Annotated in this window: 15 protein-coding genes and 2 pseudogenes; 5 read left to right on the forward strand and 12 right to left on the reverse strand. The window is 64.9% G+C overall.

Annotated elements, in window-relative coordinates; all coding sequences use genetic code 11:
• Window positions 1-148 precede the first annotated feature (148 nt).
• The 11 genes and pseudogenes from ACFOM8_RS20400 to ACFOM8_RS20450 all read right to left on the reverse strand — a co-directional run bounded on the left by ACFOM8_RS20400 (window position 149) and on the right by ACFOM8_RS20450 (window position 9,752).
• A complete protein-coding gene (locus ACFOM8_RS20400) occupies window positions 149-688 on the reverse strand; it encodes a cytochrome b/b6 domain-containing protein (RefSeq protein WP_377764154.1) in 540 nt (179 codons plus the stop codon).
• On the reverse strand, window positions 681-944 hold the full coding sequence (locus ACFOM8_RS20405) for a PepSY domain-containing protein (protein ID WP_377764156.1): 264 nt from the start codon (window positions 942-944) through the stop codon (window positions 681-683). The genes ACFOM8_RS20400 and ACFOM8_RS20405 overlap by 8 nt, the downstream gene beginning before the upstream one ends.
• Before the next feature lie 77 nt (window positions 945-1,021).
• A complete protein-coding gene (locus ACFOM8_RS20410; protein WP_377764158.1) occupies window positions 1,022-2,065 on the reverse strand; it encodes an NAD-dependent epimerase/dehydratase family protein in 1,044 nt (347 codons plus the stop codon).
• Entirely contained in the window at window positions 2,062-2,811 is a 750-nt protein-coding gene (locus tag ACFOM8_RS20415) for a glycosyltransferase family 2 protein (protein WP_377764159.1), read from the reverse strand. Before ACFOM8_RS20415 ends, ACFOM8_RS20410 begins: the two co-directional genes overlap by 4 nt.
• The gene (locus ACFOM8_RS20420; RefSeq protein WP_377764160.1) at window positions 2,808-4,358 is read right to left on the reverse strand and encodes an ArnT family glycosyltransferase; all 1,551 of its coding nucleotides are present in this window, start codon (window positions 4,356-4,358) and stop codon (window positions 2,808-2,810) included. Before ACFOM8_RS20420 ends, ACFOM8_RS20415 begins: the two co-directional genes overlap by 4 nt.
• A complete protein-coding gene (locus ACFOM8_RS20425; protein ID WP_377764162.1) occupies window positions 4,355-4,630 on the reverse strand; it encodes a lipid-A-disaccharide synthase N-terminal domain-containing protein in 276 nt (91 codons plus the stop codon). The genes ACFOM8_RS20420 and ACFOM8_RS20425 overlap by 4 nt, the downstream gene beginning before the upstream one ends.
• A 100-nt stretch (window positions 4,631-4,730) precedes the next feature.
• Window positions 4,731-5,432, reverse strand: coding sequence for a VIT1/CCC1 transporter family protein (locus tag ACFOM8_RS20430; protein WP_377764163.1), 702 nt, complete (start codon window positions 5,430-5,432; stop codon window positions 4,731-4,733).
• Complete coding sequence (locus ACFOM8_RS20435) at window positions 5,429-7,318, reverse strand: heavy metal translocating P-type ATPase (protein WP_377764165.1); 1,890 nt, start codon at window positions 7,316-7,318, stop codon at window positions 5,429-5,431. Before ACFOM8_RS20435 ends, ACFOM8_RS20430 begins: the two co-directional genes overlap by 4 nt.
• Window positions 7,315-7,905 (reverse strand): annotated as a pseudogene (locus ACFOM8_RS20440) (FAD:protein FMN transferase); the annotation flags it as partial. The gene ACFOM8_RS20435 and the pseudogene ACFOM8_RS20440, both read right to left, overlap by 4 nt.
• Window positions 7,904-8,427 (reverse strand): annotated as a pseudogene (locus tag ACFOM8_RS20445) (transposase); the annotation flags it as partial. The pseudogenes ACFOM8_RS20445 and ACFOM8_RS20440, both read right to left, overlap by 2 nt.
• A gap of 428 nt (window positions 8,428-8,855) precedes the next feature.
• The gene (locus ACFOM8_RS20450) at window positions 8,856-9,752 is read right to left on the reverse strand and encodes a LysR family transcriptional regulator (RefSeq protein ID WP_377764166.1); all 897 of its coding nucleotides are present in this window, start codon (window positions 9,750-9,752) and stop codon (window positions 8,856-8,858) included.
• A gap of 187 nt (window positions 9,753-9,939) precedes the next feature.
• Here ACFOM8_RS20450 and ACFOM8_RS20455 point away from each other — a divergent pair, with 187 nt between their 5' ends.
• The 4 genes from ACFOM8_RS20455 to ACFOM8_RS20470 all read left to right on the forward strand — a co-directional run bounded on the left by ACFOM8_RS20455 (window position 9,940) and on the right by ACFOM8_RS20470 (window position 16,221).
• Window positions 9,940-10,662, forward strand: coding sequence for an isochorismatase family protein (locus ACFOM8_RS20455; protein WP_377764167.1), 723 nt, complete (start codon window positions 9,940-9,942; stop codon window positions 10,660-10,662).
• Between the two features lie 86 nt (window positions 10,663-10,748).
• Complete coding sequence (locus ACFOM8_RS20460) at window positions 10,749-12,824, forward strand: hydantoinase/oxoprolinase family protein (protein WP_377764169.1); 2,076 nt, start codon at window positions 10,749-10,751, stop codon at window positions 12,822-12,824.
• Between the two features lies 1 nt (window position 12,825).
• The gene (locus ACFOM8_RS20465; RefSeq protein WP_377764171.1) at window positions 12,826-14,607 is read left to right on the forward strand and encodes a hydantoinase B/oxoprolinase family protein; all 1,782 of its coding nucleotides are present in this window, start codon (window positions 12,826-12,828) and stop codon (window positions 14,605-14,607) included.
• A gap of 111 nt (window positions 14,608-14,718) precedes the next feature.
• A complete protein-coding gene (locus tag ACFOM8_RS20470; protein ID WP_377764172.1) occupies window positions 14,719-16,221 on the forward strand; it encodes an NCS1 family transporter in 1,503 nt (500 codons plus the stop codon).
• Between the two features lie 344 nt (window positions 16,222-16,565).
• Here the strand turns inward: ACFOM8_RS20470 and ACFOM8_RS20475 are convergent, their stop codons facing one another.
• A complete protein-coding gene (locus ACFOM8_RS20475; protein ID WP_377764174.1) occupies window positions 16,566-17,330 on the reverse strand; it encodes an SDR family NAD(P)-dependent oxidoreductase in 765 nt (254 codons plus the stop codon).
• Window positions 17,331-17,547: 217 nt separating this feature from the next.
• On the opposite strand from ACFOM8_RS20475, the gene istA reads away from it, so the two are divergent.
• On the forward strand, window positions 17,548-18,392 hold an 845-nt coding region (istA, locus tag ACFOM8_RS20480; protein ID WP_377764175.1), incomplete at its 3' end, for an IS21 family transposase.

Raw genomic sequence — 18,392 nt, forward strand, 5'->3', positions numbered from 1 at the left:
CCAGTTGCCTTTGGTCATCGAAGGCGTCACATTCACCGACGGTGTCGCCGCGAGCGTCGCCGAAAATCGCGCCGCTTGATTAGGCCGCGTCACCCAAACTCTCGCATAGCTCGGACCAAAGGCCCCGGCGGCTTGATAGGTGCGGCTGTCAGGGGCGGTCCTTGGCGGCCAGCGGCCGCTTGGTGCCGGTCAGCATCGACAGGACGAGGTTCTCTCGATGGCGCAGGCTTTCCACCACCACGCCCGCCACATGCAGCCCAGCTAAGATCAGGATCAGCGTCGCCAGGAACTCATGCACTTCCTCCATCACCTCCGACCCCCAGAAGGCATCGGTGGTCTGAAGCCAGCCGGTCAGGGCAGTCCCGGACACGGCCAGCAGCAGCGCCACGATCATCGCCCCGCCGGCCGGGTTGTGGCCCAGATACCGCGGCTCTTGGCCGCCGCGCAGCGCCTTCAGATAGGTCAGGACCGCGCGCGGTCCCCGCACGAAGTCGCCAAAGCGGGCATGGCGGGGGCCGACGAATCCCCAGACCAGCCGCGCCGCGATCAGGCCAGCGATGGCATATCCCATCCGTTCGTGCCACAGCTTCGGGCCGTCGGCGGTCAGCCAGGTTCCGGCGATCAGTGCGACCAGCGACCAGTGGAACAGCCGCACGAAGCCGTCCCAGACCCGGACCGTGTCAGTCATCGGAACCCTTGGCCTCGAAGGTGGCAGGGTCAAAGAAGATCTCAACCTTTTCGCCTTTCTCGTCCTTGCCATAGACTTCGTAGCAACCGTCCTCGGTCTTGACGTTGCTGATGGTCCAGCCCTTGGCGGTCAGGTCGGCCTTCAGTTCCTCGACCGGACGCCAGTCCGCTTCCGGCACGGTGCAGCGGTCCTCGGCCAGGGCGGGCAGGGCAGAGGCGATCATCAGAGTGACGGCGGGGATCAGGGTGAAGCGCATGATAAGGTCTCCATCGACAGTGTTTCAATGGCACCCTTCAAGCAGGCCAAGCTTGCGGAAACCTTGCAGGGGCAGGCCTAATGTTGCAGCAGAACTTGTTTATCCTGCACTTCGGGAATTGCTGTCCGATAGTAGCTGGCAAACCAATCGACATAGCGCTGCAGCGCCAGGGACATAGGCGTTTGCTGACGCGGTCCGATCAATCGCTGCAAAAGCGTGGTGTCCGCCCAGGTTGCCTCGACATCACCGGGCTGCATCGGCATCAGCTGCAATCGTCCCCTGCGCCCGGTGGCGTCTTCAACTGCCCTGATGAAATCCATCAGCGGGATCGGCCTGCCGTTGCCGATATTTACGACGCGGAATGGCGCCACGGTTGACAGGCTGTCGCCCTCCACGCAGGTGGCGGGATGACGCGGGACTACGTCCATCAGCGCGCGGATCGCCGCGACCAGATCGTCGATATAGGTGAAATCGCGCATCAGCTGGCCGTGGTTGAAGAGCTGGATCGGCCGATCCTCGAACAGGGCCGAGGTGAACAGGAAGGGTGCCATGTCGGGCCGCCCCCAAGGGCCGTAGACGGTGAAGAAGCGCAGCATCGTGATCGGCAGGCCATAGAGCGCCGCATAGGAATGAGCCATCGCCTCGGACGCCTTCTTGGTCGCGGCATAGAAGGACAGCGGCTGGTCTGTGCGGTCTGTTTCGCGATAGGGCATCCGGTCGCTGCCGCCATAGACCGAACTGCTGGAAGCCATCAGCAGATGATCGGGCGGAAAAGCCCGCACCGCTTCCAGGACTTGGAATGTGCCGGCGAGGTTGGCCGAAGCATAGCTGCCCGGCGCCTCGATCGAATGGCGCACACCGGCCTGGGCTGCCAGATGAACCACGATGTGCGGGCGGTGCCTGGCCATGATCCCTGCCAGCAAGCCCGGAGTTTCGACCCCGCCGCGCAAGGAAAGGTAGTGGGGGTGGGCGGCCAATTGCCCCTCGCGGGCGGTTTTCAGGGCAGGATCGTAATAGGGATTGTGGTCGTCCAAGCCAATCACGCTGGCGCCGTCGGACAGCAGGCGTCGGGCCAGGTGAAAGCCGATAAAACCCGCGGCACCGGTGATCAGGACGGTCATGCCGCACCCCGCATGTCTTGGGCCGCGCGCGGCACCTCTTGCGCTTGCGGCAGGCGACGGCGGCGGATCAGCCAGGCTACCCCCAGCAGGTCCACGATGCCGACTAGGGCGCGTTGCAGATTGCCGTATTTCGACCGGCCGAAGGCGCGAGGGGCGTGGGTGACGGGGAGGGTGATGACCTTTAGCCCTTCGCGCGCGATCATGGCGGGCATGAAGCGGTGAATGTGGTCGAAGAAGGGCAGGGCCAGATAAACTTCACGCGGGAACGCCTTGAGCCCGCAGCCGCTGTCCTGCACTCCGTCACGCAGAAGCCTCGCACGGATCCGGTTTGCCAGACGCGAGGCCAGGCGCCGCGTCCAGCGGTCGCGCCGCCCGACCCGCTGGCCCTGCACAAGGCCCAGCAAGGGAACGCCCTGCTGGAAGGGGGCCAGAAGGGCGAGCAGGTTCTCAGGCGGGTTCTGGCCGTCGGCGTCCAGCGTGGCGATCAGTTCGCCCCGGGCGGCCAACACGCCGCTGCGGATCGCGGCGGACTGCCCGCAGGACCGGTCGTGGCAGATCACCCGCAGCTGTAGCAAGGAGGTCTGCAACGTCGCCAGTTCTTGCCGCGTCCTGTCGGTCGAGGCGTCGTCCACCACGATGATCTCGTGCGGGTGATCTTGCAGAACGGCCGCGATGCCGCACAAAAGTGGGACAATGTTGCCAGCCTCGTCCTTGGCCGGAAGCACAACGGAAACGTGGGGCGTCATGGCGCGACCTCTTGTGAATGGTAAAGGGTGTATGTGCCGCCGCGATAGGGTAGCGCGGCAAAGGGGGTCATGCCGGAAATCGACAGGCCGCTCTGATCCAGAAGCAGCCCGTCGGGATGGGCTTGCCGCCAGGCTGCGACGGCTTCGGGACCTGCCAGCCGGGCCACGGGATGGCGCAGCCGGCCCGCGAAGTTCAGCTGGGCGTGATAGGTGCCGTCGGTGACGGCAATGCCCGCACGATCAAAGGGGGAAACTGTGCGGCCAAGCGCCGTCATGTTGTAGCACGCAAACAAAAGCGGGCTCAGCGCCAGGTGGAGCCCGACCATTAGCGCCAGGGGCAGCGCGGCCAGGGCAACGGGCGCCGACCGCAGCCGCAGGAAGCCCACAATGCCAACAAGCAGGCAAGCGGTGCCCAGGGCCAGGGACCACCAGGGTAGAGGGTCGTGCAGCTTCCTCAACGCAGGGATCAGCCCGGCTGCGGCGGCACTGAAGGCCGCAAGCGCGGCAAGCAGCGGCAGCGCCAGCCAAAGATCGCGCCGTCGCCATTTGCGCGTGGGAAGCCTGCCCGCCAGCAGGAGCGCCAACGCCGGCATCTCGGGCAGCAGATAATGCGCCTGCTTGCCGCTGATGAGCGAGAAGGCCGCCAAGGCGCCGCCCGCCCAGAAGGCTGTAAACCGTGTCCCCGGATCGGCAAGCAGACGGCGTGGCGTCAGCATGGCAAGGCCTGATTGGGACCAGCCGAAGGGCCAGATCATCAGCGGCAGCAGCGCCAGGAAGAACCACCAAGGTTTCTGGTGTGCGAACGCGGCGACCATGCGCCCGCCGCTCTGGCGCCAAAGGACCTCGGTCCGGTATTCCGCGCCTCCCAGGATCAGCGCAGGGATAAGCCACAGCCCCACCAGCAGAAGCGCCACCAGCAGCGCCAGCCCGAGGCCCCTGGCCCAGACAAGCCCGGATGAACGCGCTGGACCGGCCCAGAGTGGCATGGTCAACGCCGCGGGCAGCACGTGCAGCAGGATCACCGGCCCCTTGGCATAGACGCCAAAGGCCACCGCTGCGCCAAGCGCCACCCAAGCCGCGCGGCGGGGCCGCTGCGCCGCCGACCACAGGGCCAGCATGGCCAGCAACGCGGCGCAGGTCAGCATCGCGTCGAACATCGTGGTCGAGCCGAACAGCACCCAGACGGGAGAGACGGCAAGGATCAACGCCGCCGCCCCGGGTCGTTCGGGCTGGTTCGGCCAAAGCCGTTGCGCAAGCAGCCCCGTCAGCGCGACCGAGGCAGCGGCAAAACCCGGTCCGATCAGCCGCGCTGGAAACTCGGCAATGCCGCCCAGGGCCCAGGCCAGATTGATCAGCCAGAACAGCAATGGCGGCTTGTGCCCGTAAAGCGCGCCGTTCAGATGGGGCACCCAAGCCGAGCCGCCGACCCGCATCTCCCAAGCGGCGGCAAGATAGCGGGTCTCGTCGACGGGCATCAGGGGCCGCAGCAGGATCAGGGTAAGGGCTGTCAGCGCGAACAGCATCGCGGCCGAAAGGACGGATCTCATGCGGCGGCAGCCAAGCGATGCCGCCGGATCAGCACCAGGTTGCGCAGATAGACGACAAGGCCCAGCCCCTGTCCCAGCACGAAGACGGGATCACCCCGCCAAAGCGCATAGCTGAGAAGGGTCGCTCCACCGGCCAGCGAGAACCACCAGAAAGCCAATGGCACGACGCTTTGACGCGACCGCTCGCTGGCCAGCCACTGAATGATGAAACGCGCGCTGAACAGCGCCTGCCCCAGAAAGCCGATGCCGATCCAGACCGTCTGCGCCATCATGTGCCATGCCGTTCGTTGTCTCTTTTGGCGGGACTGGCATGGCAACCTTGCGCCCAGCTTACAGGTCGGGTGCAGCCGTCACGTTATTGGAGCCCGTGCGTTACCCAACCGTAACGCCAAACAGCGTTCCCACGATGGCCGTCGCCCCCATGGCGAGGACGCCCCACAGCGTCACCCGCAATGCGCCGCGAAGAATACCGGCGCCGCCTGCGGAGGCGCCCAAGCCACCCAGCACGGCAAGCGCCAGCAACGTCGCGACGACCACGAACACGACGATCTGCGCGGGTGGGGCCAGCAGCGCCACGATCAGCGGCACGACCGCGCCTGCCGCGAAGGTCAGGGCCGAGACGACCGCCGCCTGCACCGGACGAGAGGTCACCGTCTCGGAGATCCCCAACTCATCACGGGCATGGGCGCCGAGCGCATCCTGTGCTGTCAGTTGCACCGCCACCTGCTGCGCCAGATCGCGCGTCAGACCGCGCTCCTGATAGATCCGGGTCAGTTCCTCAAGCTCCGCCTCGGGCATCTCGGCCAGTTCCTTGCGCTCCTTGGCGAGATCGGCGTTCTCGGCATCGGTTTGCGAACTGACCGAGACATATTCGCCTGCCGCCATCGACATGGCGCCTGCGACCAGTCCGGCAAGCCCCGCAACCAGAACCTCGGTCCGTCCGGTCCCGGAAGCGGCCACACCCACCAGCAGGCTGGAGGTGGAGAGGATCCCGTCATTGGCCCCCAGCACCGCCGCACGCAGCCAGCCGATGCGATGAACCATGTGGATTTCCGAATGCGACAGACGGCTCATGCAGGGGCTCCTTCCTGGTGAGGTTCATTGGCCCAGGGGGCCGTGCGGGCTTGGGCGGGTTGGATGCGCAGGGCGCGCAAGGCGTTGAGGATGACCGCCACGTCGATCCCCTCCTGGATCAGGGCGCCTTGCACGGGAGTCAGGTAGCCCAAAGCGGCGACGATCATGCCCAAGGCCGACAGGCCGATGCCCGCCACAACGCTTTCAAGCGCAATGCGGCGCGAGCGGCGGGCGATCTCGATCCCAGGGCCGATGCGGTCCAGCCGGTCCACCAGCAGCACCACGTCGGCGGCCTCGGCACTGGCGGCGGCGCCGCGCGCGCCCATGGCCACGCCCACGTCGGCCGCGGCCAGGGCCGGGGCGTCGTTGACGCCGTCGCCGACCATCATCACCGGGCCGTGCTTGTGTTCGGTCAGGACCAGAAGGACCTTCTCGTCCGGCGTGAGGCCGGCGCGGATTCCGTCGAGGCCCAGGCCCTCGGTCACGCGGCGGGCAACCTCGACCCGGTCGCCTGTGGCCAGCAGGATCCGTTCGATCCCTTGACGACGCAGGCCCGACAGCATGTCGCCCGCGCCGTCCCGCAGGGGATCGGACATCACGAGATGGCCCGCCATCCGGTCATCCACCCCGACCGCCACCATGACCGATCCGGCGGCCAGGTCCGGATGGTCATCCGCGTGATCCACGCGCCCGACGACGAAGCCGTAGCCTCCGACGACGACCTTCCGCCCTTCGACGACGGCAACGACGCCCTCGCCAGGGATTTCGACCGTGTCGTGGGGAGCGGGCAGCGTCATGCCGCGGGCCTTGGCGGTCGCGACGATGGCCTGCGCCACTGGGTGCTTGGTTGCCTGATCTGCTGCTGCCGCGAGGCGCAGGATTTCGTCGGGCGCCATGCCGTCGGCGCTGTCGATGCTTACGATCCGGGGGCAACCGTCGGTCAGCGTGCCGGTCTTGTCGAGGATCAGTGTGCGGATGCGGGCCATCGCCTCCAAGGGCTTGGCGCCCTTGACCAGCACGCCGAAATGGGCAGCCCGCGACAGACCCGCAACCAGGGCCACGGGCACGGCTAGAATGAGCGGGCAGGGGGTGGCAACCACCAGCACGGCGACTGCGCGGATCGGATCGCCGGTGAACCACCAGGCCGCCCCGGCGATCAGAAGCGTCACGGCCAGAAAGCCCAGCGACCAGCGATCGGCCAGCCGGGCCATGGGGGCGCGGGACCGCTGCGCCTGCTCGACCAGGCGGACGATACCGGCATAGGTGCTGTCTCGGGCCTCGTGCGTGGCGATCAGGTCAAAGGCATCGCCCGCGTTGGTGGATCCGCTCATCGCTTCGGCGCCTTCCTCAAGGCGGACGGGCAGGGACTCGCCCGTCAGCGCCGACGTATCCAGGAAGGCCGTGGCCGAGGCGACCAGACCGTCCACCGGCACCACGTCACCCTGGCGGATCAGCAGGCGGTCGCCGGGGCGGATGTCGTCCAAGGCCACGTCCTCCAGCCCGCCATTGCGGTGGCGGGTGGCGGTGCGGGGCACGCGGGACAGCAGGTCGCGCATCTCGCGCCGGGCGCGGCCTTCGGCAAAGCTTTCCAGGAAGGTGCCGCCGGAATACATCACCGCCACGACGGCGGCGGCCAGGGTCTCGCCAAAGGCCAAGGCCGTGGACATCGACAGCGCTGCCACGATGTCGAGGCCGACCTCGCCCCGTGACAGGCTGCGCAAGATCTCGGCCAGCAGGGCGGCCAGAACCGGCAGCACGCCCGCAGCCCAGGCCAGGCCCGCAAGATCGGCACGGCCGACAAGGTGCAAGGCAAGACCCGCCACCAGCCCCGCAAGGGCAACGCCCAGCAGGCCCGTCTTCAACTGATCTGTCCGCTTGTCGGTCACGCCTGTCCCTCAGCCGCTGCCGCAGCCTCGCCTCCAAAGAGGCGCCCGATGGCTCGCGTCTGCAAGCCCCCGACACCATCGCGCAGAAGAAAATGCGCGTCGAGGTCATATCTGGCCACAAGCTCGGCCCCCGCCGAGGGGCCTGCGACCATCAGCGCGGTGGCCCAAGCATCGGCCTCGGCGCAGGTTGCTGCGACCACGGTCACCGATGCGGGAGACGCGGCAAGCGGCGCGCCTTTCTACGGGTCCATGGTATGGGACAGGCGGCAGCCCTGCACCGTGACCCAATGGCGATAGTCGCCCGAGGTCGCCACCGCCGCGTCCTGCAGCATAAGGACGGAGTGTGGAGTGCGGCGATCGGGATCAGGTGCCTCGATCGCGATGCCCCATGCCGTTCCGTCCGGCCGCAGGCCAAGGGCACGCATCTCTCCGTCAATGCCCACCAGGCCAGCGGCAATCCCGTGGTCAACCAGCACTTGGGCAAGACAGTCCACGCCATATCCCTTGGCAATGCCGTTCAGGTCCAGGGCAATGGGCGCCGACTTCCAGACCTTGTCGCCGTCGATCTCCAGAACGTCATGGGCGGGTCACAATTCGCCCGCCATCGCGCACCTTCAGATAGGTCGCGTCGAGCCACAGGTAGGGCCACTCGCCTTCCAGCGACCGACGTAAGAAGGCGTTCACCCGCTCGTCGATCTCGGCGCACAGGCGACTGACCTGGCTCTTGGACATGCCGCCCGCGCCCATCGCCTTGACCAGGTCGTCGACCGAGCGGGTTGAGACACCGTGAACATAAGCCTCTTGGATGACCGCACCAAGGCCTTCTCGGCTGTGCGGCGCGGTTCCAGAAAGCTGGGAAAATAGCTGCCCTTCCGGAGCTTCGGGATCTCCAGCGTGATCCGCCCGGCACGGGTGTCCCAATCGCGGTCACGGTATCCGTTGCGCTGAACCTCCCGCAGGGCCGTTCGCGCCCCCTTGGCAGCCCCGGTCCGCGCCTCAACTTCGGCTTCCATGATCCGCTCGGCCGCAAAGGCCAGCATCTCGCGCACGAGATCGCCATCAGCCTGCTTCTCAACCAGCTCGATAAGCGCCATTCTGTCATTGGTCATCGTCGTCTCCATTCCAGGTTTCAGGTCTTGCAACCCAAACCTACTCCGAAGATCGGCGATGACCGCCAGCGTTACCTACGGCCGCGCGGCTCGCGGCTCCGCGCGCGGCCTCCTACACTACCACATGGGACACAGCCTCTGCACCGTATTTACCATGCCCTTCTTCGTGGCAGCGCCGGAACGGCATCACGCCGGAGGCGGAAGAGGCACTTTACAAGGGCGAGTCTGATACGGCGAAAGCACGGGCACGCGCTACCGGCTGATGCTTCGTGAGCTGCCCTCGTGCGTTTCTCGCTTGTAAAGAGAGGCTGCCAGGGAGATTGGCAGCCTTCGATCGCATGTCGGACAAGCGTCAGGAGCGACGTGAGGTCGTCCGAGCGAGACTGGGATCAGGCGTTGCGGTCATGGCGCCAGAGGGTGGGCGTCATTTACGGAACTCCGGTCAACCTGGCGACCTTGACGAAATCACGAACCTGGCGCGACCGGTTCGATCTTTTCCATGCAAGAACGGTGTGGATGCGAAACAGCGGATGCATGATGGGGCGTACTTCGACATTACGGCCCAGGAACCCGATAAGGCTTTCCGGATAGAGGGTCACACCCAGACCCGCTGCCACAAGGCCCAGAAGGGCCAGGGTGTTGGAGGCCTCGATAGTGATGTTCAGCGATATTCCCTCGGCGCTGAACAGGTTGTTCAGCCGCCAGCGATATTCCTCCCATTCCTGTGTATCGCCCAGGATGATCTCCTGGTCGGCCAGATCGGCGGGCGTTACGACCGTCAGGCGAAGCAGCGCGTGGTTGCGCGGTGTCACTACATAGAGCGGTTCGATCGACAGCGTCAGGCTGTGGTAATCTGAATGATCAAAGGGGCCGATCATGTAGCCCAGGTCGATCTCGTCATTTGCCAGGGCGATCTTTTGTCCTTGCGTTCGGATATAGCGGATTTTCAGGTCTACGTCGGGATGGGCCTGGCGGAACCGGGCGACCGCCGCGGGCATCAGTTCCGTTGCCGCAAAGGCCATGTAGCCGACGTTGAGCGCGCCCAGCTTGCCCGCGGCGATGCGCCGTGCCAGCTGGACTGACGATTCGTAGGCGCGCAGCAGGTGGGCATTGTCTTCATAGAAACTGCGCCCGGCCTGGGTCAGCCTGACCTCGCGCGTGGTGCGCTCCAGCAGCCGAAATCCCAGCGATCCCTCCAGCTTCTGGATGCGACGGCTGAGCGCCGACTGATCCAGATGAAGTCGTTCCGCCGCGCGGCGGAAGCTCAATTCCTCAGCAAGAATGACGAAGGAATGCACATTATCGATGCCTGGATAATCGCTCACGAAATGGCACCTCCTGATTGATGCGTACCGTGCATGAATAATTGCTGACACGCCATTTCCGTTGGGTCAAGGGAGCGCTGAATATGGCAATCAGAGCAGCGGTTCATCAGCCGACACGGGGATTGAAGACGGCTCGTACACAAGGGCGCAGCCATGCACCCGACTCACCAAAACAAGGATGACGACGATGAGCGAAGTGGACACCAAGGAACTGGATCGCCTGCTGCAGGAAGCTTTCGACACCGCCAGCAAGCTGTACAAGGAGCGCGGCTTTCAGCGGCGCGTCGGCTTTGGCAAGCGTCCGGCCCTGGTCAGCGTGGACCTGGCCAATGCCTGGACCCGGCCCGGCAACCCCTTCACCTGCGACCAAGAGAAGATGGACAACGAGATCATTCCGGGCATGCAGAAGCTGCTGAAGGCCTTCCGCGCTGCGAACCTGCCCGTGGTCCACGTCACCACCGCCTACGAGATCACCGACCGCAATGCCGATTTCACCGACATGGGCCTGTGGCACAACAAGATCCCCGTCGACGTGGTGGATCTGAAGAACAAGGACCTCTGGGCCATCGACAGCCGCATCGCTCCGGTGGAGGGCGAATACACGCTGCTGAAAAAGCGCGCCTCGTCCTTCCACGGCACCGAACTGGCGGGCATCCTGCGGGCCAACGGGGTGGACACCATCCTGGTGACGGGCGTGACCGCCTGCGCCTGCGTGCGCCAGACGATCTGCGACGGCATCGCCGACGGCTTCCGCACCATCGCGGTCAAGGAGGCGATCGGCGACCGGGTGCCGGGCGCGGTGGCCTGGAACCTCTTCGACATCGACGCCAAGTTCGGCGACGTTCACACCGTTGATGAATGCGTCGCCTACATCGACAGCCTCGGCGCGCAAAAGATCGCCGCGGAATAGAGAACTCCCCCCTGCGCCGGCCCTCGTGGCCGGCGTCTTTTCAGCGCCGCAAGAGACCGGCGCGGCAAACCAGCAGAAGGTGTCACATGGCCAGGATAGGCGTCGATGTGGGCGGGACCAACACCGATCTCGTTCTCGAATGCACGAAGGGTGTCTTTTACCATAAGGTTCCGACCACGCTGAAGAACCAGTCGATCGGGGTGGTCCAGGGCGTGCAGGGAATCTGCACAAAGGCCGGGATCGACCCGGCCGAGGTCGAGATGATCGTTCACGGCACGACCACCGCGACCAACATCACCATCGAACACAACGGCGCGGAATGCGGGATGATCACCACGCATGGCTTCCGCGATATCCTGCATATCGGCCGGCACAAGCGGCCCTACAACTTCAGCCTGCATTTCGACGTGCCCTGGCAGAGCCAGCCGCTGGTCAAGCGCCGCAACCGCATCGCCGTGCGCGAGCGCATCCTGCCGCCGACCGGCGAGATCGCCGAGCCGCTGGACGAACAGGCCGTGCGCGAGGCCTGCGCGCTGTTCCGCAAGCGCGGCATCAGTTCGGTCGTGATCGGCTTCATGTTCAGCTTTCTCAACGACGCGCACGAGGCCCGCGCGAAGGAGATCGTGCTGGAGGAAATCCCCGGCGCCTATGTCACCATGTCCTCGGAACTGGCGCGGGTGATGCGGGAATACGAACGATTCTCGACCGCAGCGATGAATTGCTATGTCGGGCCCAAGACCGCCTATTACCTGCGCGACCTCGATGCCCGCCTGCGCGAGGCCGGGGTCACGTCCAAGCTGCGGATCATGCAGTCGAACGGCGGCGTCTCCACGGTCGACAGCTGCGCCCGCCGCCCGATCCGCATCCTGATGTCCGGCCCCGCCGGCGGCGTCATCGGCGGCGCCTCGGAAGGTGAAATGGCAGGCACACCCAACATCATCACCGTCGATATCGGCGGCACCTCGGCCGACATCTCGACGATCCCCGGCGGTCAGCTGAAGATCATGAACCAGCGTGACACCTATGTGTCGGGCTATCCGGTGCTGACGCCGATGATCGACCTTGTCACCATTGGCGCGGGCGGCGGGTCGGTCGCCTTCATCGACGAGGCCGGCGCCTTCAACGTCGGTCCCCGGTCTGCCGGATCGGAGCCGGGTCCCGCCTGCTATGGCCGCGGCGGCGAAGAGCCGACGGTGACCGACGCGCAGATCGTGTTGGGGCGCCTGGATCCCGATATGGCGCTTGGCGGGGATCTGCAGCTGAACGCCGACCTGGCACGCAAGGCGGTCGAGGACAAGATCGCCAAACCGCTGGGCATGTCCGTGAAGGATGCGGCCCTTGGGATCATCAAGATCATCAACAACAACATGGCGCTGGCGATCCGGTCAAACTCGGTCGCGCGGGGGATCGACCCGCGGGAATTCTCGATCATGCCGTTCGGCGGCGCGGGCCCGCTGCATGGCGTGGCCCTGGCCGAGGCGATGTCGGCGCGCGACGTGATCGTGCCGGTGGCGCCGGGCATCACGGCCGCCGTGGGCCTGCTGAAGACCGACCTGCAATACGAACATACCGAAGCAGGGATCCTGATCCTCAACACCGCCACGGATGCCGACCTTGCGCGTATCAACGGCCACATCGACAAGCTGTGCCGGGCGGTGCACGAGGAACTGGATGCCGACGGGGTCGCCCGCGATGCCCAGCAGCTGAAGATCATTGCCGAATGCCGTTATCAGGGGCAGGGGTTCGAACTGCGCGCGGATGTCCCGGACGGGCCGCTGACGCAGGAGAGCAAGCAACTCATCATCGACAGCTTCCATGACGCGCATGAACAGGACTACGGCTATGCCTATCGCGCGGCCGAGGTCGAACTGATTACGCTGCGGGTCATCGGCTCGGCCAGCGTGCGCCGGATCGAGATTCCGAAGGTGCAGCTCACCGACGGCTCCTCGATCGACCGGGCGCTGATGTTCGTGCGCCCGACCACCTTCGACTGCGGCCGCACGCTGGAGACGCCGCGCTATGACCGGACCAAGCTCTATGCGGGCGACCGCGTACCGGGCCCGGCAATCCTGGTCCAGCACAACTCAACCACCCTGGTTCCGCCCGGCTATGTGGCCGAGACGCTGGACTTCGGCAACACGCGCATCAGCAAGGGGGCCTGACATGAACCAGATGGCAAAGATCACCGAGGTCGATCCGATCACGCTGCAGGTCATCCGCGGCGCCTTCGAGACCATCGCCGAGGAAATGGGTCATGTCCTCTACCGGATGTCCTTTTCCTCGATCATCCGGGAAAGCCAGGACCTGGGCGCGGGGCTGTTCGACACGAACTTCAACACGCTGTGCGAATCCGAATCGACGCCGATGCATATCGGGTCCATCCCCGGCTATCTGCGCGGCATTGCGGAAACGCTGGAGGACGGCGAATGGTATGAGGGCGACGCGGTCGTCCACAACCATCCCTATCACGGATCGTCCCACACGCCCGACCTGGCCATCGTCGTGCCGGTCTTCTTTCACGGCCGGCTGGTCGGCTTTGCCGGGAACACCGCGCACCATGTCGATATCGGCGCGGCGACGCCCGGCCTGATCATCGACGTGCCGGACGTCTATGCCGAGGGGATGCTGTTTGCGGGCACCAAGCTGTATCGCAAGGGCGAACCGAACAACGCCATGTGGAACTATATCCGCCGCAATTCCCGCGCGGCAGGACAGCTGGTGATGGATATCGAGGCGCAGATCGCCTCGGCCCGCCTGGGTGCACGCCGCATGGTCGAGTTGCTGGAGAAATACGGCGAGGACATCGTCTTCGGTGCGGCGAACCAGCTGATGGATTATGCCGAACGCATGACCCGCCAGCGCATCAGCGAGATTCCCGATGGCGACTACACCGCCGAGGGTTGGCTGGACGACGACGGCCGCAACCGCGACCAGCGGCTGAAGGTCAAGGTGACGGTCCGCGTCCGAGGCGACGAGATCGAGGTGGATCTGACCGGGTCCGCCGACCAGACCCCCACGGCCTACAACGTGCCCTTCGAGGGGTCCACCAAGGTCGCGGCCTATGCGGGGTTCCGCAAGCTGCTGCTGGACGCCGCGACCTCGGACACGCGGGTGCCGTCGAACGAAGGCTCGTTCCGTCCCATCAAGGTCACCGCGCCCTTGGGGTCGATCTTCAATCCGCGTGCGCCGGCCTCGGCCGAGGCCCGGTTCACCCAATGCAACCGCATGATCGACCTGATCATCCGCGCCCTGGCCCCGGTGATGCCGGAACAGGTGATCGCGGGCTCCTCGGCCTCGATCAGCTTTGCGGCCTATTCGGGGGTGCGGCCGTCGGGTGATTACTGGGTTTTCCTCGAGGTGAACGAGGGTGCCTATGGCGGGCGGCCGCGCAGCGACGGGCCGGACAGCATCGACAACCTGATGGCCAACACCCGCAACAATCCCTTGGAAGATCTGGCGATGCACATCCCCATGATCTGCGACCGCTACGAGCTGCGCGACGACGCCCCTCCGGGCGCGGGCGAATTCCGGGGCGGCATCGGCGTCGTCAAGGCCCAGCGGGTGCTGACGCCGGCCTTCATCACCCATGAATCCGAACGCCATACCGACGCGCCCTGGGGTATCTTCGGCGGGCAGAACGGCGCCGTCGGGCGCTGCACGATCAGCAATTCTACCAAGCCGGGCGAAGAGACGGAGATGTACTCCAAGTTCTCGGGCCTCGCGGTACAGGCCGACGACGTGATGACCTATTACAGCCCCAACGGTGGCGGCTACGGCAACCCGCTGAACCGCGCGCCCCGCAAGGTGCTGGAGGATGTCCTCGACGGTTTCTGTTCGGTCGAATACGCCCGCGAGGTCTATGGAGTGGCCATCGACCTCAAGACCGAGACGGTGGACCTGGCGGCCACTGAAAAGCTGCGCTTCGCGATGCAGCGCCACAGCTGAACTAGGGAAGGGCCGCACGACGCGGCCCTTTTTTCGTTCCAACAATAACGGCCGCGTGGGATGAACCATCGCGCGACGGCTGCATGTGTCCAACGCACAGGGATAAGCATCATGACAATAATACAAGACGGGCTATCCGTCGGGCGGGATCGCACCGCCCTGATCGAGGAAAGCATCCTGCCCACGCGGGCGAGCCAGCGGCCAATCGGCATGCTGGGCTATGCCTGGATCTGGGTAGGCATTGCGGTCATCATTGCCACCTACTCTCTGGGCGCGACCGGCATCCAGGGCGGTTTCGATCTGGCCACGGTGGCGCTGACGATCATGCTGGCAAACCTCGCCATCGGCGCGCTGATGCTGGCGACCGCAGACATTGGAACGGAACACGGATTGTCGTTCGCCGTCTACCTGCGCGCCCCCTTCGGCATCCACGGCACGCATCTGCCCGCCGTCTCGCGCGGGATCGTGGCGGCGATGTGGTTCGGTATCCAGACTTATCTGGGCGCCCTGGCGCTGAACGGGATCGGCGAATACTTCCTGGGCTTCTCGAACTGGGTCGTGTGGTATGCGCTGTTCGCCGCCGTGCAGGTCGCCAACACCATGCTGGGCATCAAGTCGGTCGAAAGGCTGGCGTCGCTGGCCGCCCCCGCGATCATCGCGATCTCGGTCTGGATGTATTTCACCCTGGAAGGCGTAGCTGAAACCAAGGGCCTCAACATCTGGACCTTCCGGGCCGAGGGGCAGGCATCCCTGATCGTGCTGTTCATCGCCAACATGAGCTTCTGGTCCACGATGGCCATTGACATCCCCAACCTGACCCGCTTCGTGAAGACCCGCACCGGCACGCGCAGCTTCGTACAGCGCAACCGCGCGATCTTCCTGGCGCAACTGATCGCGCTGCCGGTGACGCAAGGGATGATTGCCGGGATCGGCGCGGTGTCCTTCATCGCAACCGGCAATTGGAACCCGGTCGAGGTGATCCAGGGCGACGCACAGGGCATTGCACTGCTGGTCCTGCTGATCCTCGTCGTGCTGGCGCAATGGTCCACCAACAACTCGGCCAACCTGATTCCGGCGGCGCTGACTTTCATCAACCTCGCCCCGCGCGTCATCAACTATCGCATGTCCGTGGTCATTGCGGGCGTGGTGGGCACGCTGTGCTTTCCGTGGCAGATCCTCGACAACCTGTTCGTGTTCCTGGGCTATTACGGTGCCTTCCTGTCGGCCATCGGCGGCATCATGGTCGCCGATTATTATGTGATCCGCCGGCGCCGCGTGAACGTGCCCGCCCTGTTCGATCCTCATGGGCAGTATCGCTATCACCGTGGCTTCAATCCGGCCGGGCTGACCGCCTGGATTGTGGCAGGGACAGTCGCGGCCTGGTGGTCAGTCTATGCCTTCGTGATCGGCTTCCCGCTGGGTTTCCTGCTGTATCTGGTCCTGATGAAGGGGCTGGTGCTGCCGCGCTACCACCAGGCGGAACTGAGATGGCCGGGATCCGACGACTACCTTGCTGCTTCGGTCGGAATGGACTGGGTGCATTTGGGCGCCGGCCGATTTGCCCACACCCCCTGTGGATTAGGTAGGTCGGGCCAGGAGCGCGAAGACCTGTAAGGCCATTCATTGGTCCGGGCGACAAAGCTGCGCCCGGACACTGACCAACTTTCCCGGACAAAAGAAAGGTGCACCATACGCCCCCACGTTCCTGAGGCATCAAGGTGACTGAGGGCATGGATCAGTGATCATGTGTATGGGCTTTTGACATTCACCTCTGGCACTATGCTCATCAACGCGATCTTCCCGCAACGAAGTTAACCATAACACCCGTACTGCCTCGACGATCTGCAAAGGCTGAAGGTTGTTTGGCAAACAGTGCAATATGACGCATGGCGGCGCTGACGTCCTGGGTGTCAGCCGCCGCATGTCGGACAGATTGTGCTTGCCTGTGAGGTGATCAACTACGGCGCGGTATAGCCGCCATCCACGAGGTGATAGCTTCCGGTGATGAAGCTGGCGCGGTTCGACAGCAGGAAGCAGGTCAGGGCCGACACCTCGGCCGGTTTGCCGATGCGACCCATCGGATGCAGGGCCGCCAAGCCTTCCATGACCTCGGGCGACAGATTGGCCGACAACAAGGGCGTGTCGATGAAGGCCGGACCCACGGCATTCACGCGGATGCCCTGTTGCGCATACTCCATAGCCGCGGTCTTGGTCAGTCCCAGAAGCCCGTGCTTGGCCGCGACATAGGGCGCGGAATTGGCAAAACCAACCGACCCCAGGATCGAGGACATGTTGACGATGGACCCGCCTCCCGTGCGCAGCATGGCGGGGATCTGCCACCGCATGCCGTAGAAGACCCCGTTCAGGTTGATGTCGATCACACGGCGCCAGTCCTGCGACGGATAATCCCCAGTCGGCATCGACGGCCCACCGATGCCTGCATTGTTCACCGCCATGTGCAGCCCGCCGCAGTCCTTTTCCGCGAACGACGCCATCTCGCGCATGGCGTCCTCATCGGTGACATCGGCGGCAAAGGCCTTGGACTTGCCCCCGGCTGCCGCAATTTCGTCCACCACGGCACGGCAGGCTTCGTCCTTCAGGTCGCTGACGATGACAAATGCGCCGGAGGCCCCAAGCTCCAGAGCAATCTCGCGCCCTAGCCCCGAGGCAGCGCCGGTCACGATCGCGGTGCGGCCCGAGAAATCAAAGCGGATGTCGGTCATGGCGTGTTCCTTTCAGGTTCATCAGGATGTTCAGGTGACCCCAACGGGCTGGTTCGCACCTTGACCCAGGTCAAAGGATGGTGTGGCTCCCGAGAAGGCCCAAGGTGTTGATTTCCACCCAGAAGTGACCCAGGCAGGCTCATAATTTCCATTGAGATTTGACCCATGTGACCCTTCCCCGACGCGGAGAGCGGAGGGGGTTTACGGAGTGATCCACATGGGACTTTTGAACGTGATCCGGAAGCTGCGGCTGCGGGAGAAGTTGCCAATCCGCGAGATCGCGCGTCGCACCGGCCTGTCGCGCAATACGATCAAGAAGTATCTGAACTCAGGAGCGATCGAGCCGTCCTTTGCCACGCCGGATCGGCCAAGCAAGCTTGATCCTTTCGCCGAGAAGCTGGCCGGCTGGTTGAAGACGGAGGCCGGCAAGTCGCGCAAGCAGCGGCGGACGCTGAAGCAGATGCATGCCGATCTCGTGGCGCTCGGCTTCACCGGCTCCTACAACCGGGTTGCGGCCTTTGCGCGGGACTGGCGGACAGATCGCCAGCGCGAGCAACAGACCACGGGCCGCGGCACCTTCGTTCCGCTGTCTTTCCGACCGGGAGAGGCCTTCCAGTTCGACTGGAGCGAAGACTACGGGCATCTGACCGACGAGCGCACCAAGCTTCAGATGGCGCATATCAAGCTGTCGCACAGCCGGGCCTTCCTGTTGCGCGCCTACCCCCTGCAGACCCACGAGATGCTGTTCGATGCCCACTGGCACGCGTTCCGTGTGTTCGGCGGCGTGCCTGAACGCGGCATTTACGACAACATGAAGACGGCAGTGGATCGTGTGGGCCGTGGCAAGGAGCGGCAGGTCAACCTCCGCTTCCTCGCCATGGCCAACCACTATGTCTTCGAGCCGGAGTTTTGCAATCCGGCAGCGGGTTGGGAGAAGGGACAGGTCGAGAAGAATGTTCAGGACTCCCGCCATCAGGTCTTGCAGGGGATGCCGGGCTTTCCCGACCTTGCCACGATGAATGCCTGGCTGGAACAGCGCTGCCTGGAGGTGTGGCAAGAGAC

It is taken from the genome of Paracoccus angustae, assembly GCF_042648745.1.
GTDB lineage: Bacteria > Pseudomonadota > Alphaproteobacteria > Rhodobacterales > Rhodobacteraceae > Paracoccus > Paracoccus angustae.